The organism is Leifsonia sp. fls2-241-R2A-40a, assembly GCF_030209575.1.
Taxonomy (GTDB): domain Bacteria; phylum Actinomycetota; class Actinomycetes; order Actinomycetales; family Microbacteriaceae; genus Leifsonia.
In genome coordinates this window covers 2,861,053-2,884,394 of record NZ_JARVRS010000001.1, presented here as the reverse complement: position 1 = coordinate 2,884,394, position 23,342 = coordinate 2,861,053, and the positions used below count along the sequence as shown (strand labels likewise).

General features: G+C 69.3%; 22 protein-coding genes. 4 read left to right on the top strand and 18 right to left on the bottom strand.

The annotated features are described in order from the left end of the window. Positions 1-32 precede the first annotated feature (32 nt). Positions 33-860: a methyltransferase domain-containing protein gene (locus QRN40_RS14265; RefSeq protein ID WP_285116368.1), complete on the top strand. Its 828-nt coding sequence runs from the start codon at positions 33-35 to the stop codon at positions 858-860. 480 nt (positions 861-1,340) lie between these two features. Here the strand turns inward: QRN40_RS14265 and QRN40_RS14260 are convergent, their stop codons facing one another. From QRN40_RS14260 to QRN40_RS14240, 5 genes are all read right to left on the bottom strand, one after another. Continuing rightward, positions 1,341-1,763, bottom strand: a complete 423-nt coding sequence (locus QRN40_RS14260; protein WP_285116367.1) for a cytochrome c oxidase subunit 4 — start codon at positions 1,761-1,763, stop codon at positions 1,341-1,343. A 2-nt stretch (positions 1,764-1,765) separates the two neighbouring features. Then, on the bottom strand, positions 1,766-3,517 hold the full coding sequence (gene ctaD, locus QRN40_RS14255; protein ID WP_285116366.1) for an aa3-type cytochrome oxidase subunit I: 1,752 nt from the start codon (positions 3,515-3,517) through the stop codon (positions 1,766-1,768). 8 nt (positions 3,518-3,525) lie between these two features. Then, positions 3,526-4,422, bottom strand: coding sequence for an aa3-type cytochrome oxidase subunit II (gene ctaC / locus QRN40_RS14250; protein WP_285116365.1), 897 nt, complete (start codon positions 4,420-4,422; stop codon positions 3,526-3,528). Positions 4,423-4,564: 142 nt separating this feature from the next. Then, on the bottom strand, positions 4,565-4,921 hold the full coding sequence (erpA, locus tag QRN40_RS14245) for an iron-sulfur cluster insertion protein ErpA (protein WP_285116364.1): 357 nt from the start codon (positions 4,919-4,921) through the stop codon (positions 4,565-4,567). 94 nt (positions 4,922-5,015) lie between these two features. Next, complete coding sequence (locus QRN40_RS14240; protein ID WP_285116363.1) at positions 5,016-6,515, bottom strand: dipeptidase; 1,500 nt, start codon at positions 6,513-6,515, stop codon at positions 5,016-5,018. A gap of 41 nt (positions 6,516-6,556) precedes the next feature. Between QRN40_RS14240 and QRN40_RS14235 the strand changes: the two genes are divergently transcribed. Together QRN40_RS14235 and QRN40_RS14230 are read left to right on the top strand one after the other, a co-directional pair. After that, the gene (locus QRN40_RS14235) at positions 6,557-7,153 is read left to right on the top strand and encodes a DUF3043 domain-containing protein (protein WP_285116362.1); all 597 of its coding nucleotides are present in this window, start codon (positions 6,557-6,559) and stop codon (positions 7,151-7,153) included. A 1-nt stretch (position 7,154) separates the two neighbouring features. Then, positions 7,155-8,102 (top strand): ribonuclease HI family protein, encoded by a 948-nt coding sequence (locus QRN40_RS14230; RefSeq protein WP_285116361.1) that lies wholly within the window; start codon positions 7,155-7,157, stop codon positions 8,100-8,102. Here QRN40_RS14230 and QRN40_RS14225 read toward each other — a convergent pair. From QRN40_RS14225 to hisD, 3 genes are read right to left on the bottom strand one after another with little or no spacing between them, the layout of a single operon-like run. Beyond that, a complete protein-coding gene (locus tag QRN40_RS14225) occupies positions 8,070-9,113 on the bottom strand; it encodes a quinone-dependent dihydroorotate dehydrogenase (RefSeq protein ID WP_285116359.1) in 1,044 nt (347 codons plus the stop codon). The genes QRN40_RS14230 and QRN40_RS14225 overlap by 33 nt on opposite strands. A gap of 53 nt (positions 9,114-9,166) precedes the next feature. Beyond that, positions 9,167-9,637, bottom strand: a complete 471-nt coding sequence (gene nrdR / locus QRN40_RS14220; protein ID WP_285116358.1) for a transcriptional regulator NrdR — start codon at positions 9,635-9,637, stop codon at positions 9,167-9,169. A gap of 16 nt (positions 9,638-9,653) precedes the next feature. Beyond that, on the bottom strand, positions 9,654-10,964 hold the full coding sequence (gene hisD, locus QRN40_RS14215; RefSeq protein WP_285116357.1) for a histidinol dehydrogenase: 1,311 nt from the start codon (positions 10,962-10,964) through the stop codon (positions 9,654-9,656). Between the two features lie 113 nt (positions 10,965-11,077). Between hisD and QRN40_RS14210 the strand changes: the two genes are divergently transcribed. Continuing rightward, positions 11,078-11,608 (top strand): flavin reductase family protein, encoded by a 531-nt coding sequence (locus QRN40_RS14210; protein ID WP_285116356.1) that lies wholly within the window; start codon positions 11,078-11,080, stop codon positions 11,606-11,608. 7 nt (positions 11,609-11,615) lie between these two features. On the opposite strand, the gene dnaE is transcribed toward QRN40_RS14210, so the two are convergent. The 10 genes from dnaE to murC form a co-directional block, all read right to left on the bottom strand. After that, a complete protein-coding gene (dnaE, locus tag QRN40_RS14205; protein ID WP_285116355.1) occupies positions 11,616-15,131 on the bottom strand; it encodes a DNA polymerase III subunit alpha in 3,516 nt (1,171 codons plus the stop codon). 169 nt (positions 15,132-15,300) lie between these two features. Next, entirely contained in the window at positions 15,301-16,221 is a 921-nt protein-coding gene (locus QRN40_RS14200; RefSeq protein ID WP_285116354.1) for an RluA family pseudouridine synthase, read from the bottom strand. Then, positions 16,221-16,814, bottom strand: coding sequence for a signal peptidase II (gene lspA / locus QRN40_RS14195; protein WP_285116353.1), 594 nt, complete (start codon positions 16,812-16,814; stop codon positions 16,221-16,223). Before lspA ends, QRN40_RS14200 begins: the two co-directional genes overlap by 1 nt. 31 nt (positions 16,815-16,845) lie before the next feature. After that, entirely contained in the window at positions 16,846-17,682 is an 837-nt protein-coding gene (locus QRN40_RS14190; protein WP_285116352.1) for a DivIVA domain-containing protein, read from the bottom strand. 144 nt (positions 17,683-17,826) lie between these two features. Next, positions 17,827-18,123: a YggT family protein gene (locus QRN40_RS14185; protein WP_285116351.1), complete on the bottom strand. Its 297-nt coding sequence runs from the start codon at positions 18,121-18,123 to the stop codon at positions 17,827-17,829. Positions 18,124-18,197: 74 nt separating this feature from the next. Continuing rightward, a complete protein-coding gene (locus QRN40_RS14180; protein ID WP_285116350.1) occupies positions 18,198-18,728 on the bottom strand; it encodes a cell division protein SepF in 531 nt (176 codons plus the stop codon). 65 nt (positions 18,729-18,793) lie between these two features. Continuing rightward, on the bottom strand, positions 18,794-19,507 hold the full coding sequence (locus QRN40_RS14175; protein ID WP_285116349.1) for a YggS family pyridoxal phosphate-dependent enzyme: 714 nt from the start codon (positions 19,505-19,507) through the stop codon (positions 18,794-18,796). Then, positions 19,473-20,654, bottom strand: coding sequence for a cell division protein FtsZ (ftsZ, locus tag QRN40_RS14170; RefSeq protein WP_285116347.1), 1,182 nt, complete (start codon positions 20,652-20,654; stop codon positions 19,473-19,475). The genes QRN40_RS14175 and ftsZ overlap by 35 nt, the downstream gene beginning before the upstream one ends. Before the next feature lie 145 nt (positions 20,655-20,799). Next, a complete protein-coding gene (locus tag QRN40_RS14165) occupies positions 20,800-21,813 on the bottom strand; it encodes an FtsQ-type POTRA domain-containing protein (RefSeq protein WP_285116346.1) in 1,014 nt (337 codons plus the stop codon). 12 nt (positions 21,814-21,825) lie between these two features. Then, positions 21,826-23,256, bottom strand: coding sequence for a UDP-N-acetylmuramate--L-alanine ligase (gene murC / locus QRN40_RS14160; RefSeq protein WP_285116344.1), 1,431 nt, complete (start codon positions 23,254-23,256; stop codon positions 21,826-21,828). Positions 23,257-23,342 lie beyond the last annotated feature (86 nt).

The following is a 23,342-nucleotide window of genomic DNA, read 5'->3' as shown; positions in this document are numbered from 1 at the left end:
TGCCGTCCGCTTCTGCCGGGAGGGTCCCCTCGATGTCTGCTGACCTGAGTCGTCTCTCCTCGTGGCTGCGCTGTCCGGTGTGCGCGGCGGACCTGGAGCCTGCCGGACCGCTGACCCTGGGCTGCGCGAACGGTCACCGCCACGACGTCAACAAGCGCGGCTACGTCTCCCTGCTCGGCGGTGGAACCAAGCACCTCGGCGACACCGCCGACATGCTGGATGCGCGCGACGCGGTGCTCGAAGGCGGCGCCTACTCCCCCATCGCGGACGCCGTGGCATCGGCGGCCGCGACGGTCCTGCCGGAACGGATCCTCGACGCCGGTGCCGGCACGGGACACTACCTCCGCGCGGCCCTGGCGGCTGCGCCGGACGCGCGCGGACTGGCGATGGACCTGTCGCCGCAGGCCGTCGCCCGCGCGGTGCGCTCCTCCGACCGTATCGACGGGCTGGTGGCCGACACGTGGCGGCCCCTCCCGGTGCGATCGGGGACCGCCGACGCCATCCTGGATGTCTTCGCGCCACGGAACCTGCCCGAGTTCCACCGGGTGCTGCGGCCGGGTGGAACTCTCGTCGTGGTGGTCCCCCGGGCGGACCACCTCGGCTCTCTCCGCGCGGGCGGGACGATGCTCGACATCCCCGCCGACAAGGCAGAGGACGTCATCACCGCCTCTGAGCCCCTGTACGCGCTGCAGGCGCGCGAAACCGTCGCCTACGACTTGCCGCTCACCGACGCCCTCCGCGACGCCCTGGCGGGCATGGGACCGTCGGCCCGGCACGCCGCCTCCGGCGGCACGCCCGCGTCCACGTCCGCGGACGTCACGCGGGTCTCCGTCGACGTCCTCCGCTTAGCCCGCCGCTGACCCCGAGAACCAGAGCCTCCTACTAGACGCAACACGCCATCGCGCGACGCCGGCCGGCGGCGTGTCCCGTCAACCAGGTGCGGCCGGTCGGCCACCCGCGGTCGCATGCGTCATCGAGTTGACGCAACACGCCGTCCCGCGACGGCGGCCGGCGGCGTGTCTCGTCAACCAGATGCGGCCGGTCGGCCAGGCGCGGCCGGTCCACCTCGCGCGGTCGCACGCTTCGCCCACTTGACGCAACACGCCGCCGCGAGACGGATGCGGACGGCGTGTCTCGTCAACCAGGTGCTCGCGGTCTGCCCGGCGCGGTCGCGTTCGTCATCGAGTTGACACAACACGCCATCCGACGCGGCGGCGGGCGGCGTGTTGCGTCAACTAGGTGCGGTCGGGTGCCGGCGAGCCCACGGTCGCACACCCCGCCCCACACGCAAAGAGGGCCGCCTCCCGAAGGAGACGGCCCTCTTGTGCGCGCGGTATAGGTCAGCGGGCGAAGTAGCCGCGGTAGTACTCGTAGACCCAGCCCACGATGCAGATGAGGCTGAAGGCGACACCGATGTAGCAGATCCAGAAACCGACGGCGAGGCCGAGGATGACCAGGCCCGCGCCGAAGGCGAGGGCCACGGGCCACCAGCTCCACGGGCTGAAGTGCCCGAGCTCCGGGTCGCCGTCGTCGATGTTCGCGTCGAGGCGGTCCTCCGGGAGTTCGCCGCCCTGGGCCGCGTGCGAGCGGCCGACATAGAAGGCGATGAACGCGGACAGAATCGCGGCGAGGAGCATGCCGACGGTGCCGACCCACTCCACGTTGCGGTGGGCCTGATCGATCAGGTTCCAGAGCGTGTAGGCGATCGATGACAGCAGGAAGAAGGCCGACAGGATCCAGAACAGATTGGCATTAGCGCGCATGGTTACTTCACCTCGTCGTTCGCGACGTCGTGCACGGGAGCGTCGGGGGCGTCCTTCGCCGGGCCCACACCGATCGGGATGCCCGCCTCGGGGTGGTTCAGGTCGAACGCCGGCGACTCCGAACGGATGCGCGGGATCGACGTGAAGTTGTGGCGCGGCGGCGGGCAGCTCGTCGCCCACTCGAGCGAACGTCCGTAGCCCCACGGGTCGTTCACGGTGACCTTCGGCGCGTTTCGCGCGGTCAGGTAGACGTTCACGAAGAACGGGATCATCGAGATCGCGAGGATGCCCGCACCGATCGACGACACCTGGTTCATCCAGGTGAAGCCGTCCGACGGCAGGTAGGTCGCGTACCGTCGCGGCATGCCGACGACGCCCAGCCAGTGCTGGATGAGGAACGTCGTGTGGAAGCCGATGAACAGCAGCCAGAAGTGCCACTTGCCCAGCCGGTCGTTGAGCATCTTGCCCGTCCACTTCGGCCACCAGAAGTAGAAGCCGGCGAACATCGCGAAGACGACGGTTCCGAAGACCACGTAGTGGAAGTGGGCGACCACGAAGTACGTGTCGGACACGTGGAAGTCGAGCGGCGGCGAAGCCAGGATGACGCCCGTCAGACCACCGAAGGTGAACGTGATCAGGAACCCGATCGACCAGAGCATCGGCGACTCGAAGGTGAGCGAACCGCGCCACATGGTGCCGACCCAGTTGAAGATCTTCACGCCGGTCGGGACCGCGATGAGCATCGTCATCAGGGAGAACCAGGGCAGCAGCACCGATCCGGTGACGTACATGTGGTGCGCCCACACCGTCACCGACAGCGCGGCGATGGAGATGGTCGCGTACACCAGGGTCTTGTACCCGAAGATCGGCTTCCGGCTGAACACCGGGAAGATCTCGGACACGATGCCGAAGAACGGCAGCGCGATGATGTAGACCTCCGGATGCCCGAAGAACCAGAACAGGTGCTGCCAGAGCAGAGCTCCGCCGTTCGCCGCGTCGTAGATGTGCGCGTCGAACACGCGGTCGGCCGCGAGGGCGAACAGCGCCGCCGCCAGCACCGGGAAGGCCATCAGCACGAGGATGGACGTCACCAGGGTGTTCCAGGTGAAGATCGGCATCCGGAACATGGTCATGCCCGGTGCGCGCATCGTGATGATCGTGGTGATGAAGTTCACGGCACCGAGGATCGTGCCGAAGCCGGAGAGGCCGAGGCCGAGCACCCAGAGATTGCCGCCGATGCCTGGCGAGAAGGTCGTGCTCGAGAGTGGCGCGTATGCGAACCAGCCGAAGGACGCCGCACCCTGCGGGGTGAGGAAGCCGGCGACCGCGATCAGCGAGCCGAAGGAGTAGAACCAGTAGGCCAGAGCGTTCAGACGCGGGAACGCGACGTCGGGCGCACCGATCTGCAGCGGCATGAGCACGTTGGCGAAGCCCGCGAACAGCGGCGTCGCGAACATGAGCAGCATGATCGTGCCGTGCATCGTGAAGAGCTGGTTGTACTGCTCTTTGGTGGCGACCACGTTCAGGCCCGGCTCGAACAGCTGGGCGCGGATGATGAGGGCCATCACGCCGCCGACGAGGAAGTAGATGAACGAGGAGATCAGGTACATGTACCCGATCGTCTTGTGGTCGGTCGACGTGATGTAGTTCACGAGGATGTTGCCCTTACGAGCCGCACCGTTGGGAGTGAGGATCGTCGAGGTCGGCCTCGGAGGAGCGGCGGTGGCGCCGGGCGCCGGTGCAGTCGTCGTCATCTTGCGTCCTACTCGTTGCCCTGGCCGCCCGAGGGGGCGCCCGTTCCTGGCAGGTTCTGGTTGCGGTCGTACTCGGAGCCCAGCTGACCCTCGTAGCCCTGGTCACGGAGCTTCTGGATGTGGGCGTCGTACTCGGACTGCGACACGATCTTCACGTTGAAGAGCATCGCCGAGTGGTACTCGCCGCAGAGCTCGGCACACTTTCCGACGAAGGTGCCGGTGCGGTTCGTCGTCTCGAAGTACATGTAGTTCGTCTTGCCCGGGATGACGTCCTTCTTGTACAGCATCGCGGGGACCCAGAAGGAGTGGATCACGTCGCGCGAGTCGAGCTGGATCGTGATCTTCTTGTTCTCGGGCAGGTAGAGGACCGGGACCTCGCCCTCCTGGACCGAGCCGGGGGTGGCGCTGTTGTCATCCGGCTGGACCTGGATGCCCGGGTCGTAGACGTTGTCGGTGACGTAGTTGAAGTCCCACGCCCACTGCTTCGCGTAGACCTGGATCTTGAGGTCGGGGTTCGCATACGGCTTCTCGATGGCGTTCTGGTCGCGAGCGGTGAAGGCGAAGAAACCCAGGACGAGGATCAGGGGCACGACCGTGTAGAAGATCTCGATCGGCATGTTGTAGCGCAGCTGCACCGGGAGGCCGGTCTGGCCCTTCCGGCGGCGGTAGACGATCACGGCCCAGAGGGTGAGGCCCCAGACGACGATGCCCACGATGAGCAGGACGATCCAGCTGGTCACCCAGAGGCCGCTGATGCGGTCGGTGTGATTCGTGACGGGCGGCTCGCCTGCGACGAAGCCCGGGAGGAATCCGTGCAGCTGAGCCTGCGTGCAGCCCGCGAGGGCCACGACGAGCGTCGCAGCGATCGGGATGGCAGCCCATCGGAGACGGCGATTGTGACGCACCGGTGACCTTTCGAGTGACTACTGGACAGTTCACATGAAACTGTATGTGGCTGTCTCTACCCTACTCCGACCGACACCCGGATCAGAACAAAAGGGCCGCCCTGTGGAGGGCGGCCCAGTGTGTTCTCGTGTGCTATGCGACCTAGTGGAACGAGTCTCCACAGGCGCACGAACCGGTCGCGTTCGGGTTGTCGATCGTGAAGCCCTGCTTCTGGATCGTGTCCTCGAAGTCGATGGTCGCGCCGTCGAGATACGGCACGCTCATCTTGTCGACGATGACCTCCACCCCGTCGAAATCGACGGTCGCGTCTCCGTCGAGCATCCGCTCGTCGAAGTACAGCTGGTAGATCAGACCCGAGCATCCACCGGGCTGGACGGCGACGCGCAGACGCAGGTCGTCGCGGCCCTCCTGCTCGAGCAGGCTCTTGACCTTGAATGCCGCGGTGTCGGTGAGGCCGACTCCGTGGGCCTTGGTCGCGGTCAGCGTTGTGTCGGTCATAGGACTCCTCACAAGGGATGGTTCAGGCTTCGGAACGAAATCTGCGTCGATTCTACGTCGCTCTCCTGCGAATTCGGGAGAGCGGGCGAACTGCTCAGGATGCGGTGCGCTCGTTGAGCCGCGCCAGCAGCAGCGCCTCGGTGAGGATCGCCCGCTTGAAAACGCCCAGGTGGAGCGACTCGTTCGGGCTGTGCGCACGCGTGTCCGGGTCCTCCACGCCGGTCACCAGGATCTGCGCGTCCGGGAACTCGCGCACCAGGTCCGCGATGAACGGGATGGACCCGCCGATACCGGTCTCGACCGCCTCGGCGCCCCAGGCGTCCGTCATCGCGCGCTTCGCCTCGGTCGCAGCCCAGCCGGCGGTGTCGACGAGGAACGGGTCACCGAGGTCGACGTCGTCGATCGCGATGTGCGCCCCGAACGGAGCGTGCTCCCGGAGGTGCTTCTCGAGCGCCGCGTAGGCCTCGCGGGCCGGCTGTCCGGGCGCGACGCGGGAGCTGATCCGCACCGCGACGCTGGGCAGCAGCGTGTTGGATGCGTTGGCGACGCTGGGCGCGTCGATGCCCGTGACCGTGATGGTCGGCTGGGACCACATCCGGGACAGGATGGGTCCCCGTCCGACGCTCGTCACGCCGGGGAGGAAGGCGGCGTCCTCCGCCAGCTGCTCCTCGGAGAACGCCGGCGGCTCGGGCGCATCGGTGTACGAGGAGAGGCCGTCGACCGCGACGGCGCCGTCCGCGTCGTGCAGGGTGGCGACGACCTTGAACAGGGCGAGCATGGCATCCGGCGCGGCGCCTCCGTACATTCCCGAGTGCGAGGCGTGCTCGAGGGTGGAGACGGTCAACCGGAAGGTGACGTTGCCGCGCAGCGAGACCGTGAGCGCGGGCGTGTCGACGTCGACGTTGTCGGAGTCGGCCACGACGATGACGTCGGCGGCGAGGGCCTCCTTGTTCTGCTCCAGGAAGTTCGCGAACGACCGCGAGCCGAACTCCTCCTCCCCTTCGATGAAGACGGCGAGGCCGACCTCGAGGTCGTCCCCGAACACCTCGCGCAGGGTGCGGACCGTCGCGACGTGGGTCATCACTCCCGCCTTGTCGTCCGCAGCGCCGCGCCCGTAGAGGCGGTCGCCGCGCACGGTCGGCTCGAACGGGGAGGTGTCCCAGTTCGCCTCGTCGCCCTGCGGCTGCACGTCGTGGTGCGCGTAGAGCAGGACGGTCGGACGGCCGTTGCGGGCGGCCCGCGTCGCGAGCACGGCCGGCTGTCCGAGCGTCTCGCCCTCCCCGATCGGCGCCTGCTTGACCTCGACCCGATCGAACATGCCGGTGTCGGTGAGGAGCCCGGCCACCGCGTCGGCGCTCCGGCGCACGTTCTCCGGGTCGAACGCGGACCACGACACCGACGGGATGCGGACGAGCTGCGAGAGATCGGCGATCGCCGACGGCAGTCCCGCCTGGACCGCGGTGCGGACGCGGTCCTCGGCGCCGCCTCCCGTCGTGCCGCCTCCCGTCGCGCCCTCCCCCGCAGCGCCCTCCGGCGCGTTCTGGGCGGCGGAACCGGTGGCGGACGGAACTGGGGTCTGCTGGCTGTCTGTCATGCGGGTAATCTTAAACGGACCCCACAACCGAAGGCTCGAAGTTGGCGAAACGACAGAACGCGGCGAGCGAGGCGGACACGCCCGCGCCGGAGACCCCCGAAGAGACGGCAGAACGGCTGCGGCAGGGCAAGGGCGCCCCGACGCCGAGCCGCCGCCAGCAGGAGGCCGCACGCAAGCGACCGCTGGTCCCGACCGACCGCAAGGAGGCGGCCCGCGTCGCCCGGCAGAAGCAGTCGGAGGCGCGCGAGAAGGCCCGCATCGGCATGGCCGCCGGCGATGACCGCTACCTGACCGCGCGAGACCGCGGACCCCAGCGCCGGTACGTGCGCGACTACGTGGACGCCCGCTTCTCGATCGGCGAGTTCCTTATCCCGGTGATGCTCATCGTCATCGTCCTCACCTTCCTGCCCTGGCCCGCGATGCAGGTGTACGGCCTGTTCGCGCTGTGGGGCTTCTTCCTCATCGCCGTCATCGACTGCATCGTGCTGGGCTTCCTGATCCAGCGGCGCATCGGCGACAAGTTCGGCAAGTCGAAGATCGAGCGCGGCCTGCGCTGGTACGGCGCCATGCGCGCGCTGCAGCTGCGGGTCATGCGCCTGCCGAAGCCGCAGGTCAAGCGCGGCCAGTTCCCCAGCTGACGTGGCGATCGTCGCGGCGGCGGACGGCTCCGCCCTCGGTAACCCCGGCCCGGCCGGCTGGGCCTGGTATGCGGACGACGCGCACTGGTCCGCCGGCGGCTGGCCGCACGGCACCAACAACCAGGGCGAGCTCATGGCCGTCATCGACCTCCTGGAGGCGACCGCCCACCTGGACGACGACCTCCACATCATCTGCGACAGCCAGTACGTCATCAACGCGGTCACCAAGTGGATGCCGGGCTGGAAGCGGAAGGGCTGGCGCAAGGCCGACGGCGCGCCGGTGCTCAACCGCGAGCTGCTCGAACGCCTCGACCGCGCCCTCCAGGGCCGCCGCTACGCATTCGAGTGGGTCAAGGGCCACGCCGGCCACGACCTGAACGAAGCCGCCGACGAGCGCGCCCGAGCGGTGGCGACCGCGTACCAGAAGGGCGATCCGATCCCGATCGGCCCAGGATGGGGTGGACGCGCACCCGAGCTCGCACCGGCGAGCGAGCCGTCGCCGGCGGCCGCCGCGCCGTCCCTCGCCGCCGCCGCACCCGCCACCGACGCACCCGCCACCGACGATGCGGCTCTCGAGTTCGATCTCTTCGACGCACTGCCGCCCGAGGAGACCGACGAGGAGGCCGTCGCGCGGCTGGAACGCGAACTGCTCGAGCCCGCGGTGCGTTCCGACGCCTCCCGGCTGGCCGAGCTGCTGCATCCGTCCTTCGAGGAGATCGGTCGTTCCGGCCGGCTCTGGGGCCGGGATGCGCTGGTCTCCGAACTCGGCGACGAGAACTCGTCGGCCGCCGACCTCGAAGTGCTCGCCGTCGACCGCGTCGCTCCCGAGACCCTGCTGCTCACCGCTCGGACGATGGACGCGCGGGGCGCGACCCTGCGCAGCTCGCTCTGGGTGCGCAGCTCCGGGCGCTGGCGCCTACGCTTCCACCAGGGCACGCCGGAGGCGTAGCAGCCCCCGGTTGATCTGCCGGGCCCACAGCGGACCGCGGTAGAGGAACGCCGTGTAGCCCTGGACGAGCGTCGCGCCCGCATCCAGACGCTCCTGCACGTCCTCGGCCGTCTCGACGCCGCCGACGGAGATGACGCACAGTTCGGCGGGGACGACGGCGCGGATCAGCCGCAGCACCTCGAGCGAGCGCGCGGCGAGCGGCGCGCCGCTCAGTCCGCCCGCACCGGCCGCCTCGACGACGGCCGGATCGGTGCGCAGACCGTCGCGCGCGATGGTGGTGTTCGTGGCGATGATGCCCGCCAGCCCCAGTTCGACCGCGAGCCGCGCGATGCGCTCCACCTGGTCGTCGGTGAGGTCCGGCGCGATCTTGACCAGCAGAGGCGTCTCCCCCGCGACCTCTTTGACCGCGGTCAGGAGCGGAGCCAGCAGTTCGAGCTCCTGCAGTCCACGCAGGCCCGGCGTGTTGGGCGAGCTGACGTTGACGACCAGGTAGTCGGCGACCGGGGCCAGGGCGCGGGCGCTCGTCAGGTAGTCGGCCGTGGCATCCTCGACCGCGACGACGCGGGACTTGCCGATGTTGACACCGAGCACGGGACGCGTGCGGGCACGCCGGACGCGCAGCAGCCGGTCGGCGGCGGGACCCGCACCGTGGTTGTTGAAGCCCATCCGATTGATGACGGCACGGTCGGGGATGAGCCGGAACAGGCGCGGCTTCTCGTTGCCCGGCTGCGGACGGGCGGTGAGGGTGCCCACCTCGACGTGGCCGAAGCCGAGCGCACCCAGACCGAGCACTCCCTCGCCGTCCTTGTCGAAGCCGGCGGCGACACCGAACGGCGAGTCGAACCGCAGCCCCAGCGCCTCCACGGCCAACGACGGATCGGGCGCGGTGAAGCGCCGCGCGACACCGCCGAGGCCGACGGCCGGGAGGGCGCGGATCACCACGAACGCGAGGTGATGCGCCCGCTCGGGGTCGAGGCGGGACAGGACGAGGTCGAAGAGTGCGCGATACATGCCGCTATGAGAATACCGCGCGCTGGAGCCGGGAGCCGCCGCGACCGGGTCGGCTATTTGGCCTCGACCGGCTCCGGCTGGTGCGCCAGCCGCAGCGACCGGATGGCCGCCTCGAAGTCGTCGAGCGAGTCGAAGCCCTGGTACACGCTCGCGAAGCGCAGGTACGCCACCTCGTCGAGCTCGCGCAGCTCGGGCAGGATCGCGAGCCCGATGTCGTTCGCCTCGATCTGCGACGCGCCAGTGGAGCGGATGGTCTCCTCGACCTTCTGCGCCAGGACGGCGAGGTCGGAGTCGGTCACCGGTCGGCCCTGGCACGCCTTGCGGACGCCGAGCACGATCTTCTCGCGACTGAACGGTTCGGCCACGCCGCTGCGCTTGATCACGCTGAGGCTGGCCGTCTCGGTCGTGGAGAAGCGCCGGCCGCACTGCGGGCACTGCCGGCGACGGCGGATGGAGAGTCCGTCGTCGCTCGTCCGCGAGTCGATGACACGGGAGTCCGGGTGGCGGCAGAAGGGGCAGAACATGAAGGGATTCTATCGCTCAGCTGGTGCGGAACCGCTGGGTGACCGCCTCGCCGTGCGCCGGCAGGTCTTCCGCTGTCGAGAGCGCGACGATGCGGTCGGCTACCTCGCGCAGTGCGTCGCGGTCGTAGGTCACGACCTGCTGCGGGCGCAGGAACGAGTAGGCGCCCAGGCCCGGGGAGAACCGCGCCTGGCCGCCGGTCGGAAGCACGTGATTCGACCCGGCTAGGTAATCGCCCAGGCTGACCGGGGAGGTCGGCCCGAGGAAGATCGCGCCGGCGTTGCGGATGGAGGCGAGAAGCGCCTGCGGGTCGGCCGTCTGGAGTTCGAGGTGCTCGGGCCCGTACGCGTTGCTGAACGCGGCCGCCGCCTCCAGGTCGTCGACCAGGACGACGGCGGACTGCGGCCCGCCGAGGGCCGTCCGCACGCGTTCCGCGTGCTTGGTGGCTGAGGCGAGCCGGTCCAGTTCCGTGACGACGCGCTCGGCGAAGGCGGGGCTGTCGGTGACGAGCAGGGAAGCCGCGGCCTCGTCGTGCTCCGCCTGGCTGACCAGGTCGGCGGCGACGTAGCCGGCGTCGGCCGAATCGTCGGCGATCACCAGGATCTCCGTCGTCCCGGCCTCCGAGTCGATTCCGGTCTGCCCGCGCACCACCCGCTTCGCCGCGGCGACGTAGATGTTGCCCGGTCCGGTGATGACCTGCACCGGGTCGAGCCCGATCTCCTCGACGCCGTACGCCAGAGCGCCGATCGCGCCGGCGCCGCCCATCGCGTAGACCTCGTCGATGCCCAGCAGGCCCGCAGCGCCGAGGATCGCCGGATCGACGGCTCCCCCGAACTGGCGCTGGGGCGGGCTGACGAGCGCGACCGACGCGACCCCGGCGACCTGCGCGGGAACCGCGTTCATCACGACGCTCGACGGGTACACCGCCTTGCCGCCCGGCACGTACAGACCGGCGCGCTCGACCGGCTCCCAGCGCTGCACGATGGTCGCGCCGGGGCGGATCACGGTCTCTGCGGCCGGCGGCACCTGCGCGGCGGTCGCTTCGCGGACGCGCGCGATGGCCTCCTCGAGTGCCTCGCGGACGTCAGCCGGGAGGGCGGTGACGGCGGCAGCGATCTCGGCCTGCGGCACCCGGACGGATGCCGGCGCACCACCGTCGAAACGCTCGGCCTGCTCCGCCAGCGCCGCGACACCGCGATGGCGCACGTCGTCGATGAGTTCGGCGGCGACCGACATCGCCGCCTGCACGTCGACGACTGGTCGGGGCACGAGGCGCTGGAAGGCGGCGCGAGTAGGCTGGATTCCGCGGAGATCGATGGTCTGGATCATGACCCGACCAGCCTATCCCGCCCGCAATCCCCGGCAGCGCGGCCGTCCCTCCCTGTGAAAACCAAGGGGACCTGTGGAATGGTCGCCGCCGATCGGAGCTTGTAACAGACAGTATGAACAGCGCATCCCCCGACCCCACCGACGGCGCCCTCGCGCACGCGACACCTGACCTCGCGGCCTTCCGGCAGACGTTCCGCCGTCACGCGGCGGGCGTCGCGATCATCACGGCGCAGCGTGAGGACGGCACACCGGTCGGATTCACGGCGACCTCACTCGCGTCGCTCGCCGCCGTGCCCCCGCTCGCGACCTTCAACATGGCGCTGTCCGCGTCGAGCTGGCCGGCGATCGCCGAGACGGATCGCGTGGTCATCCACACGCTCGGCGTGCGCAATCGCGAGGTCGCCCAGGTGCTGTCGGGCGACAACCAGCAGCGCTTCCTCGGCGACCACTGGTATCGCGGACCGCACGGCCTCCCGGTCATCAAGGACACGACCGCTTGGATCGTCGGCCGCATCATCGAGCGGGTGCAGGTGCACAACAGCGCGGTCGTGATCGTGCAGATCGAGGAGGGCGCCCTCGGCGAGGACGACGCTCCGCTCGTCTACCACGAGCGCACCTACTGGCGCCCCGGCACCGCCGTCTGACGCGCGCTCAGACCAGGCAGTTCGGGCCGAGCAGCCCCTTGAGCTCCCCGTAGAGGTCGGCACTCACCTTCACCGGCTTCGGCACCTCGAACACGCGCGCGACCTGCCCCTTCACGAGCCGTAGACGCACCTCGCTCTCGCCGGGATGACGGGCCAGCACCTCGCTCAGCGAGAGCACCGTGTCGGTCGTCGCGCGCTGGTCCGGCATCGTGATCATCAGCGGACCCGCGTCGTTCGCCTGGCCGAGGTCGGGCGTCATCAACGAGAACGCGTGCAGGTTCATCCCGTCGTCACGCATGCTCACGCGGCCGCGGACGACCACGATCGCATCGCCCTGGAGCTGCGACGAGTACTCCTGGTACGCCTTGCCCATGAACATCACGGTGAGCTCGCCGCCGAAGTCCTCGACCTGGATCATGCCGTACTGGTTTCCCGAGGCCTTGGCCACGCGGTGCTGGACGCTCGTCACCAGCCCCGCGATCGTGACCGTCTCGCCGTCCTGGATGCTCTCCGAGCCGACGAGTTCCGCGATCCCGGTGCTCGCCAGCTTCGCCAGAGGCAGCTCCAGGCCGGCGAGCGGGTGGTCGGACACGTAGAGCCCGAGCATCTCGCGCTCGAACGCCAGCTTGTCGCGCTTCCCCCACTCCGGCCGCTGCGGGATGTGGTGCTGCGTCTGCGCCGCCTCGTCCTCACCCCAGAGACTGTCGAAGTCGAAACCGACGTCGCCGTTCGCCTCGTTGCGCTTGATCTTGACGGCCGACTCGACGGCATCCTCGTGCACCTCGACGAGGGCGCGCCGGGTGTGCCCCAGCGTGTCGAAGGCGCCCGCCTTGATCAGCGACTCGACCGTCCGCTTGTTCGCGGCGTGGATGGGCACCTTGTTCAGGAAGTCGTGAAACGACTCGAACCGGCCCTTCGTCTCGCGCGCCTCGCGCACGCCCTCGACGACGTTGGCACCGACGTTGCGCACCGCGCCCATCCCGAAGCGGATGTCCTCGCCGACCGCGGCGAAGTAGAGGTTGGACTCGTTGACGTCGGGCGGGAGCACCTTGATGCCCATGCGGCGGCACTCGTTGAGGTAGAGCGCCATCTTGTCTTTGGAGTCGCCGACACTGGTGAGCAGCGCGGCCATGTACTCCGCCGGGTAGTGCGCCTTGAGGTAGGCCGTCCAGTAGGAGATGACGCCGTACGCCGCCGAGTGCGCTTTGTTGAACGCGTAGTCGGAGAACGGGAGCAGGATCTCCCACAGTTTGTTGACGGCCTCCATCGAGTAGCCGTTGCCGACCATGCCCTGCGAGAAGCCCTCGAACTGCTTGTCCAGCTCGGACTTCTTCTTCTTGCCCATCGCACGGCGCAGGATGTCTGCTTGTCCGAGCGAGAATCCGGCGACCTTCTGCGCGATCGCCATCACCTGCTCCTGGTAGATGATGAGGCCGTAGCTGGTGGACAGGATCTCGGCAAGCGGCTCGGCGAGCTCGGGATGGATGGGCGTGATCGGCTGCAGGCCGTTCTTCCGCAGCGCGTAGTTGGTGTGCGAGTTCGCGCCCATGGGGCCCGGGCGGTACAGCGCGATGAGCGCCGAGATGTCCTCGAAGTTGTCCGGTTTCATCAGCCGCAGCAGCGACCGCATCGGGCCGCCGTCCAGCTGGAACACGCCCAGTGTGTCGCCGCGCGAGAGCAGTTCGTACGCGGGCCGGTCGTCGAGCTCCAGCTCTTCCAGCACGAGCTCTTCGCCGCGGTTGTCGCGGATGTTGTCGAGCGCGTCGTTGATGATCGTGAGGTTGCGGAGCCCGAGGAAGTCCATCTTGATCAGACCGAGCGACTCGCAGGCCGGATAGTCGAACTGCGTGACGATCTGGCCGTCCTGCTCCCGCTTCATGATCGGGATGATGTCGATCAGCGGGTCGGACGACATGATCACGCCGGCCGCGTGCACGCCCCACTGGCGCTTCAGGTTCTCGAGCCCGAGCGCCGTGTCGAAGACGGTCTTCGCCTCGGGGTCGGTCTCGACGACCGCGCGGATGTCGACGGCCTCCTTGTAGCGCGGGTGGTCCTTGTCGAAGATGCCCGTCAGCGGGATGTCCTTGCCCATGACGGGCGGCGGCATCGCCTTCGTGAGCTTCTCACCCATGGAGAACGGGAACCCGAGCACGCGCCCGGAGTCCTTCAGCGCCTGCTTGGCCTTGATGGTGCCGTACGTGACGATCTGGGCGACGCGCTCGGAGCCGTACTTCTCTGTCACGTACTTGATGACCTCGCCGCGGCGGCGGTCGTCGAAGTCGACGTCGAAGTCGGGCATGGAGACGCGGTCGGGGTTGAGGAAGCGCTCGAAGATCAGGCCGTGCTGCAGCGGGTCCAGGTCGGTGATGCGCATCGCGTACGCGGCCATCGAACCTGCACCGGAACCACGGCCGGGGCCGACGCGGATGCCGTTGCGCTTCGACCAGTTGATGAAGTCGGCGACGACGAGGAAGTATCCCGGGAAGCCCATCTGCGAGATCACGCCGATCTCGTAGTCGGCCTGCTTGCGCACCTCGGGGGTGATGCCGCCCGGGTAGCGCTGCTCGAGACCCTTCTCGACCTCCTTGACGAACCAGGTCTGCTCCGTCTCGCCCGCGGGAACCGGGAAGCGCGGCATGTAGTTGGCGGCCGTGTCGAACTGCACGTCGCAGCGCTCGGCGATGGCGAGCGTGTTGTCGCACGCCTCCGGGTAGTCGCGGAACAGCTGCCGCATCTGCTCCGGCGTCTTCAGGTAGAACTCGTCCGCGTCGAACTTGAACCGGTTCGGGTCGTCGAGGGTCGAACCCGACTGCACGCACAGCAGGGCGGCGTGGCTCTTCGCGTCCTCCGCGTGCGTGTAGTGGAGGTCGTTGGTCGCCACCAGCGGAAGGCCGAGATCTTTGGCCAGCCGGATGAGGTCGGTCATGATCCGGCGCTCGATGCCGAGACCGTGGTCCATGATCTCGGCGAAGAAGTTCTCTTTTCCGAAGATGTCGCGGTAGTCGGCCGCCGCCGCCCGCGCCGCCTCGTACTGGCCGAGCCGCAGGCGGGTCTGCACCTCGCCCGACGGGCAGCCGGTGGTCGCGATGATGCCCTTCGAGTAGCGGGTCAGCAGGTCGCGGTCCATGCGCGGCTTGAAGTAGTAGCCCTCCATGGAGGCGTACGACGACAGCCGGAAGAGGTTGTGCATCCCCTCGGTGGTCGCGGCCAGCAGCGTCATGTGCGTGTAGGCGCCCGAGCCGGACACGTCGTCTCCGCCGCCGTCGCCCCAGCGGATGCGGGTCTTGTCGCTGCGATGGGTGCCAGGCGTGAGGTACGCCTCCGTGCCGATGATCGGCTTGATCCCCGCATCGGTCGCCGTGCGCCAGAAGTCGAAGGCGCCGAACATGTTGCCGTGGTCGGTGATCGCGACCCCGGGCATCCCCTGCGCGGCGGCCGATTCGATCAGCGGTTTGACGCGCGCCGCCCCGTCGAGCATCGAGTACTCGCTGTGGACGTGGAGGTGTACGAAGGAGTCGCTCATGACCCCTTCAGCCTAAACGCCTCTGGCGACATTTTCGGGCCGACGCCCGGCGGCCGTGCGAGGAACGGAGGAGATCGAATCCGACACGCCGTTCGTCGTCGCGGAAGGGAGGAATTCGGGTCGCCGACGCGGCGAGGAGTCCTCCGTTTTTTGCGCGTGAGGGGCGGGGTCAGGAATCCCGGAGCACGTCGAGTGCGTGTTGCAGGTCGTCCGGGTAGGTGGTCGTGAAGGTGACCCACTCCCCCGTCGCCGGGTGGTCGAAGGCGAGCTGGACGGCGTGCAGCCACTGGCGGGTGAGGCCGAGCTTCGCGCTCAGGACGGGGTCGGCGCCGTACATCGCATCGCCGACGCACGGGTGCCGCTGCGCCGCCATGTGCACGCGGATCTGGTGCGTGCGGCCGGTCTCCAGGTGCACCTCGAGCAGGCTGGCGGAGGGGAACGCCTCGATCGTCTCGTAGTGGGTGACCGACGGCTTCCCGCCGGCGACGACCGCGAACTTCCAGTCCGACCGGGGATGCCGCCCGATCGGCGCATCGATCGTGCCCGTCAGCGGGTCGGGGTGCCCCTGAACCACCGCGTGGTAGATCTTCTCGACCGTGCGGTCGTGGAAGGCGCGCTTGAGGGCCGTGTACGCCCGTTCGGACTTCGCCACGACCATCAGGCCGCTCGTACCGGCGTCCAGGCGGTGCACGATCCCCGCGCGCTCGGCGGCGCCGGAGGTCGAGATGCGGAAGCCCGCGGCGGCCAGTGCGCCCAGGACCGTCGGTCCCTCCCACCCGACCGACGGATGCGCGGCCACGCCGACCGGCTTGTCGATCACGACGATGTCGTCGTCATCGTGCACGATCGTCAGCTCGGGAACCGCGATGGGGACGATCTCGACGTCGGACTTGGGCTGCCACGAGACCTCGAGCCAGGAGCCCGCGGTCAGGCGGTCGGACTTGCCCGTCTCGCGGCCGTCCAGCGTCACGCCGCCGGACTCGGCGATCTCCGCGGCGAAGCTGCGCGAGAAGCCGAGGAGCTTCGCCAGGCCCGCGTCGACGCGCGAGCCGTCGAGCCCGTCGGGGATCGGGAAGCTGCGCGACTCCACTAGCTCGTCGGCTTGTCGTGCGGGTCGGCAGGCGCCTGGTCGGCGACGGGATGCTGCTCGGCGACCGGAGCCGCTGCATCCGCCTCGGAGTCGTCCGCCGGCTCGGCGTCCGCGTCCTCGTCGTGCGCGCGCTTCCCGTCGAGTCCCACACCGCGGAGGGTGAGGATGAGGAACAGCGCCATGCTCGACACGATCGCGACGTCGGCGAGGTTGAAGATCGCCGGCAGGAGCGGGATCTGCAGGAAGTCGACGACGTGGCCGACACCGAAGCCCGGCTCGCGGAACAGGCGGTCGGTCAGGTTGCCGAGCAGTCCGCCGAGCAGCAGCCCGAACAGCACCGCCCAGGCCGTCGACCGGATGCGGGGGGCGTACCAGATCACGAACCCGAGCACGCCGATCCCGACGATGGAGAAGATCCACGTCGAGTTGCTTCCGATGGAGAACGCGGCGCCGGCGTTCTTCACGAAATGGAGCTGGAGCAACTGCCCCAGGACCGCGATCTGCTGGCCCTCGTACAGGTTTGCAACGACCAGGACCTTGGCGATCTGATCGACGAGGTACACGCAGAGCGCGACCACTGCCAGGACCGCCAAGGCCCTGATGCTGACCTTGGACCGGGAGGGGCTAGCCTCCAAAACCGGGGAAGACCGGCGGCTGCTGGCCCTGGTTGCTGGACTCGTCGGAGCCGCCCGCGGGGACCGGTGCCGGGACGCCGTTGCCGGCGCTCACCGGAGCAGCCGAGCGGGAGCCGCCCGAGCCGCCCTGAACCGGAGCGTCGAGGTCGCGGAGCTGACCCTCGATGTAGCTCTTGAGGCCCTTGCGGTAGTCGCGCTCGAACGTGCGGAGCTCGTCGATGCGGCGCTCGAGACCTGTGCGCTCCTGGTCGAGGGCGCTGATCTGGGCGCGCTGCTTGGACTCGGCCTCGGCCACGATGCGTGCGGCGGTGGCGTGACCCTCGGCGATGAGCTGGTCGCGCTTCTCGACGCCCTCGCGCACGTGCTCCTCGTGGAGACGGCGCGCCAGCTGGAGGAGGTTGTTGGTCGCGTTCGGGTCGTTCGCGTCGTCGGCGGGCGCCTGGTAGGCGGCGGCGGGGGCAGCCTGCGCCTGCTGCGACTGCTGCTCGGCCTGCTGCTTGGCCGCAGCGGCCTCCTGCTGAGCCTGGGCGAGGCGCTGCTTGAGCTCCTCGTTCTCGCGCTGGAGGCGCTCGGCCTCACCGTTGTCGGCCTGCGCTGCTGCCGCGACGGGGGCGGCACCGCCCTGGCCGCCGCTGCGCTGCAGCTCGGCGATGCGGGAATCGGCCGCCACGAGACGCTGCTTGAGCTCCTCGTTCTCCTGGTTGAGGCGACGCAGCTCGACGACGACCTCGTCGAGGAAGTCGTCGACCTCGTCCTGGTCGTAGCCCTCGCGGAACTTCGTCGGCTGGAACCGCTTGTTGACTACATCTTCCGGAGTCAGCGCCATGGTGAGCCACCTTCGTGAAATTGGAACAGAAACGCGTTCAGCCAACGCTAGCAAAGCGGGCGGGAGTCGCGCACTCCACCGCACGCTCAGCGCGTCGGCTCGTCAACGATACAACGCGACCCGGGCGCGACACGGGAGCGACGCTCAGCGGAATCCCAGCGTGACGTACAAGCCGATGATGACCACCAGCATGGTCAGGCTCCAGCCGAAGTCGATCGCGACCGGACCCATCGAGACGCGCGGGATCACGCGCCGGAAGAAACGGATGGGCGGATCGGTCACCACGTAGGTCGACTCCGCCAGGAGGAGGCCGAACCCCCGGGGCCGCCACTGCCGCGCGAAGACGCGGACCAGATCCAGCACGAACCGGGCCCACAGCACGAAGAAGTAGATCAGGAGCGCGTAATAGAGGACGGTCGCGAGGATCGAGACGACAAACACTCTCCCAGTATGGACGAAAGCGCACCGCCTCCCCTGGAGACGGTGCGCTTTCGGTGCGTCTGTTGAGCGGTGTATCAGGCCTGGGCGAAGAAGGAGGCGTCGACCTCTGCGTCCTGGCCGCCGTGCTCGCCGGAGACGACGACGTGGCTCGGCGACAGGAGGAACACCTTGGGGGTGACCCGCTCGATCTTGCCGTAGAGGCCCTGCGACAGGCCGCTGGCGAAGTCGATGAGGCGGCGGGCGTCGCCCTCGCTCATCTGCGACAGGTTGATGATGACCGGGATGCCCTCCCGGAACGACTCGGCGATCGCCTGCGCGTCGCGGTACTGGCGGGGGTGGACCGTGAGGATCTCGTTCATTTCCTGTACCGATGCATTCCGTGCGGTGGACGACGACTTGCGCAGCGGGGTGACCGGAGCGCGGCCGGCCGCGGGTGCGACCGGAGCGGGATGGGGGACGGCCTGCACCGGCGACGCGGCCGGGGTGTGGACCGGGGTTTCGCGGCGGGGCTGGTGCTGAGCCTGCTCCTGCGGCTGCTCCTCGAACTCCAGTTCCTCGTCGGCGAGGCCCAGGTAGACCATCGTCTTCTTCAGCGGGTTGGCCATGGGTTCCTCCGTACAGACCTGCGCGTCGACGCCTCGCCACGCACTTCGAACTCTTCTTTTCGAGATTAACGAAGCTCCGGCCGATTCCCGGTAATGGCGGTCCCGATCCGAAGGTGTGTCGCGCCGGCGGCGATCGCCTCGCGGTAGTCCTGCGACATCCCGGCGGAGATTTTCCACGCGTCGGGAGCGAGGGCGCGGACGCGATCGGACGCCGCACGGACGCGCTCGAACGCGCGCGCGGGCTCCTCGTCGAGCGGGGCCACGGCCATGACGCCGAGCAGCCGGAGGCCGGGGGTGGCGAGCACGTGCTCCACCAGCGGCTCGAGGTCGCGATCGGCGACGCCGCCGCGTCCTGGGTCGTCGGTGAGATTGAGCTGGACGAACGCATCCACGTCGCCGTCGGCGTCTCCATCGCGGTTCGCGAGCGCATCCACGAGCGAGAAGCGGTCGATCGAGTGGATGACGGAGGCGTAGCGGCGCGCCTGCCGCGCCTTCTTGCTCTGCAGCTGGCCCACGAAGTGCCAGGTCAGGTCGAGGTCGGCGAGCTCTGCCGCCTTCTCCTGCGCCTCCTGGTGACGGTTCTCCCCCACGTCGCGCACGCCGAGCTCCGCGAGCTCGCGCACCAGCGACGCCGGGTGGAACTTCGTGACCACGATGGTGGTCAATTCCTCCGGCGAACGGCCCGCGGCCCGGGCGGCGTCGGTGACACCCTCCCGGACCGCGGCGAGCCGTTCGGCCAGCCCGTTACTTGAGGAAATCGGGGATGTCGAGGTCGTCATTCTCGTCGTCGAACGCCGGGTCCTTCTGGGGGGCCGCCTCGGTGACCGGGCTCTCGCCGGTCTGCCAGGCGTCGGTGGTCGTCGGAGCCGGGATCTCGCCCGCCTCGACCTCGGCGGAGGAGGCCACCTGCGACTGCTCGGAGCCCGCCTCCACGTAGCTCGCGCGGCGGCTGTCCGCCGTGACGGGACGCGAGTTCGGCTCGCCTCCGTCGAAGCCGGCGGCGATGACGGTCACGCGGACCTCGTCGCCGAGCGTGTCGTCGATGACCGCACCGAAGATGATGTTCGCCTCCGGGTGCACGGCCTCCTGGACCAGCCGGGCGGCGTCGTTGATCTCGAAGATGCCGAGGTTCGATCCACCCTGGATGGACAGGAGCACGCCGTGCGCACCGTCGATGGATGCTTCCAGCAGCGGCGACGCGACCGCCAGCTCGGCGGCCTTGATGGCCCGGTCGGCTCCCCGCGAGGAGCCGATGCCCATCAGGGCGGAGCCCGCGCCCTGCATGACCGACTTCACGTCGGCGAAGTCGAGGTTGATCAGACCCGGCGTGGTGATCAGGTCGGTGATGCCCTGGACACCGGCGAGGAGGACCTGGTCGGCGGTGGAGAACGCCTCCAGCATGCTGATGCCGCGGTCGCTGATCTCCAGCAGCCGGTCGTTCGGCACCACGATGAGGGTGTCGACCTCTTCCTTCAGGCGCTGGACGCCGGCCTCGGCCTGCTGCTGGCGGCGCTTGCCCTCGAACGAGAACGGCTTGGTGACGACACCGATGGTGAGCGCGCCGATCGACTTCGCGATGCGCGCGACGACCGGAGCACCGCCCGTGCCGGTCCCGCCGCCCTCACCCGCGGTGACGAAGACCATGTCGGCGCCGGCGAGCGCCTCCTCGATCTCCTCCGCGTGGTCCTCGGCGGCGCGACGGCCGACCTCCGGGTCCGCTCCGGCGCCGAGGCCGCGGGTGATCTCACGGCCGACATCGAGCTTGACGTCGGCGTCGCTCATGAGCAGCGCCTGCGCGTCCGTGTTGATGGCGATGAACTCGACGCCGCGGAGGCCGAGCTCGATCATGCGGTTGACGGCGTTGACGCCGCCTCCGCCGATGCCGACGACCTTGATCACGGCGAGGTAGTTCTGTTGTGCTGTCACGTCCGGCCTCCACGGGAACCTTCAACCTCTAGCTGAGGCTTAAAGTCTTGCTGAGTATGCAATTCTTGATTCGACGTTAGGTGCGCGCGCCCTCCGCCTCCGTAACCCGGTAGGCGTGTCGGAAAAGTCTCGTTCATGAGCGCGCTCAACCCGTCGTCACGCTGTGCGGGGACGACACGTCGTAGCGCGACGCGTCGCCCGCGCTCTTCAGCAGCGCGGCGAGATCCGCCGCCTTCAGCGACGAGTCCTCCGCGCTCCCCCAGACGACCGTCGCATGGCGGCCCCGAAGGGTGAAGCTCACGTCGTCCTTCGTCTTCGCGGCGATGGTGTCGACCTGCGCCAGCACGTCGGCGGGCAGTGCGCTCAGCACGCTGGCCGCCGCCGCGAACCCGGAGTCGGCATCCACATCGGCGGCGCCGCCGCTGGCGGCGATCATCGGGTACCCGTCCGGTCGCTTCTCGCTGCTCGAGATCGGGATCTTGGCCGCATCCACAAGTGTGTACGCAGTCCCCTGCTGGATGACGCCCACGGGCTGCCGCTCCACCACGCGGACCACGATCGAGTCGGGGGGATGGCTCTCCACCGCGTAGCTGCGGATGAGCGGGAACGCGGCGAGGTCGCTCGAGATGCTCGCCTGATCGAGCAGGGGCAGCGGGGTGCCGAGCTGGTCCGTCAGCTTCTTCTCGACGGCGCTCGCATCCAGCCGGGAGGTCCCCGTGACCTGGATGTGCTTCAGCGCCAGCAGCGGCGAGTACGCCACGAGACCCACGGCCACGACGAGGAGCACGACGACTCCCGCGACGGCGAGCCAGGCCAGGCGGCGCCGCCGCGACCGCTTGGTGAAACGACGGACCTCGCCGCGCTCCAGCCGCTTCCGCTCCCGGCGGGCGGCGCGGAGCGCCTTGTCGATCTCCCGGTTGCTCGGGAGGCGCGAGTACGGCGACGAGTCCGTCTCCCGGCTGGGCGCGGGGGCGCTCAGCGGGGACGCCTGTGTCGTCGCGCGCTCGGGCCGGACCACCGGGATCGGCTCGGTCACGGTCCCGACGGAGCGCGACGGACCGCTCGAAGTCCGGACGTCGCGCCCGGCCGGGTCGGACGGCCGGGATGCGGGCGCGGAGGCCGGCACCTCCTGCCGGTCGTGACCCTGGGGACGCTTCACAGAGGGGTCCCGCTACTCCGCCGCGGCGGCGTCCGGGTGCTCCCGGCGCAGCGAGTCGAGCAGCTGGGGCACGATCCGGTACACGTCGCCGCAGCCGAGCGTGATGACGAAGTCGCCCTCGCGCGCGATCTGCGCCGTGTGGTCGGCGGCCTGCTGCCAGTCGGCGATGAACGCCACCTTGTCGGGATGCTCGAAGCGGTCGGCGACGAGCGCTCCCGTCACGCCGGGCTCCGGGTCCTCCCGGGCGCCGTAGACGTCGAGCACCACGGTCTCGTCGGCGTACTGCTCGAGGGTCTCGGCGAACTCCTTCGCGAACAGGCGCGTGCGGCTGTACAGGTGCGGCTGGTGGACGGCGATGATCCGTCCCTCCCCGACGACCGTGCGGGCGGCGGACAGGGCCGCCGCGACCTCGGTCGGGTGGTGGGCGTAGTCGTCGTACACGCTGACGCCCGCGACGGTGCCGTGCAGCTCGAAGCGGCGCTCGGTGCCGCCGAACTCCGCGATGGCGGCCAGGGAGGCTGCAGGGTCGAAGCCGAGGCCGGTGAGGACGGCGAAGGCGCCGGCCGCGTTGATCGCGTTGTGCCGGCCCGGGACGCGGAGCTGGGCGGCGAAGTCGTCGCCGCGGTACCGGAGGGCGAACGACACCGGACCGTCGGTCACGATGCTGTGGACGCGGACCTCCGCATCCTCCGCCTCGCCGAAGGTGACGATGCGCTTGTCCGGCGCCTGCTCGCGCAGCCGTCCGGTCACGTGCACGGCGCCGGGGTCGTCGGACGACACCACCACGAACTCGTCCGCCTCGCGGGCGAACGTCACGAACGCCTCCTCGAAGGCCTCCAGCGAGCCGTAGTGGTCGAGGTGGTCGGGGTCGACGTTGGTGATCAGGGCGACGGCGGTGTCGTACAGCAGGAACGAACCGTCCGACTCGTCCGCCTCGACGACGAACAGCTCGCCGGTGCCCGTCTGCGAGCTCTTGCCGAGGGAGGCGATCACACCGCCGTTGACGAAGCTCGGGTCTTCGCCCAGACCGAGAAGGCCGGTGATGATCATGCCGGTCGACGTGGTCTTGCCGTGCGCTCCCGCGACGGCGACCAGGCGCGAGCGGTTGATCAGCCAGGCGAGGGCCTGCGAGCGGTGCAGCACCGGCAGCCCCTTCGAGAGGGCCAGCTGGTACTCGGGGTTGTCCTGCCAGAGCGCGCCGGTGACGACGAGCGTGTCGGCGTCGCCGACGTTGGCCGCGTCGTGGCCGATGGCGACCGTCGCCCCCAGGGCGCGCAGGGCGTCGATGTTCGCGGAGTGCCGCACATCCGATCCCGTCACCGTGTGGCCGGCCTCGAGGAACAGGCGGGCGATGCCGCTCATCCCGGAGCCGCCGATGCCGACGAAGTGCAGCTTCCCGAGGTCGTCGGGCAGGGTGAGGGTCGGGTCGGGCTTGATCGTCACAGGTACAGCTTTCGGTTACGCGAGAAGGACTCCATCAAGTATGAGGCTACGCGGCGAAGGTGCGGATCGGCCCCAGGCTCACCGTT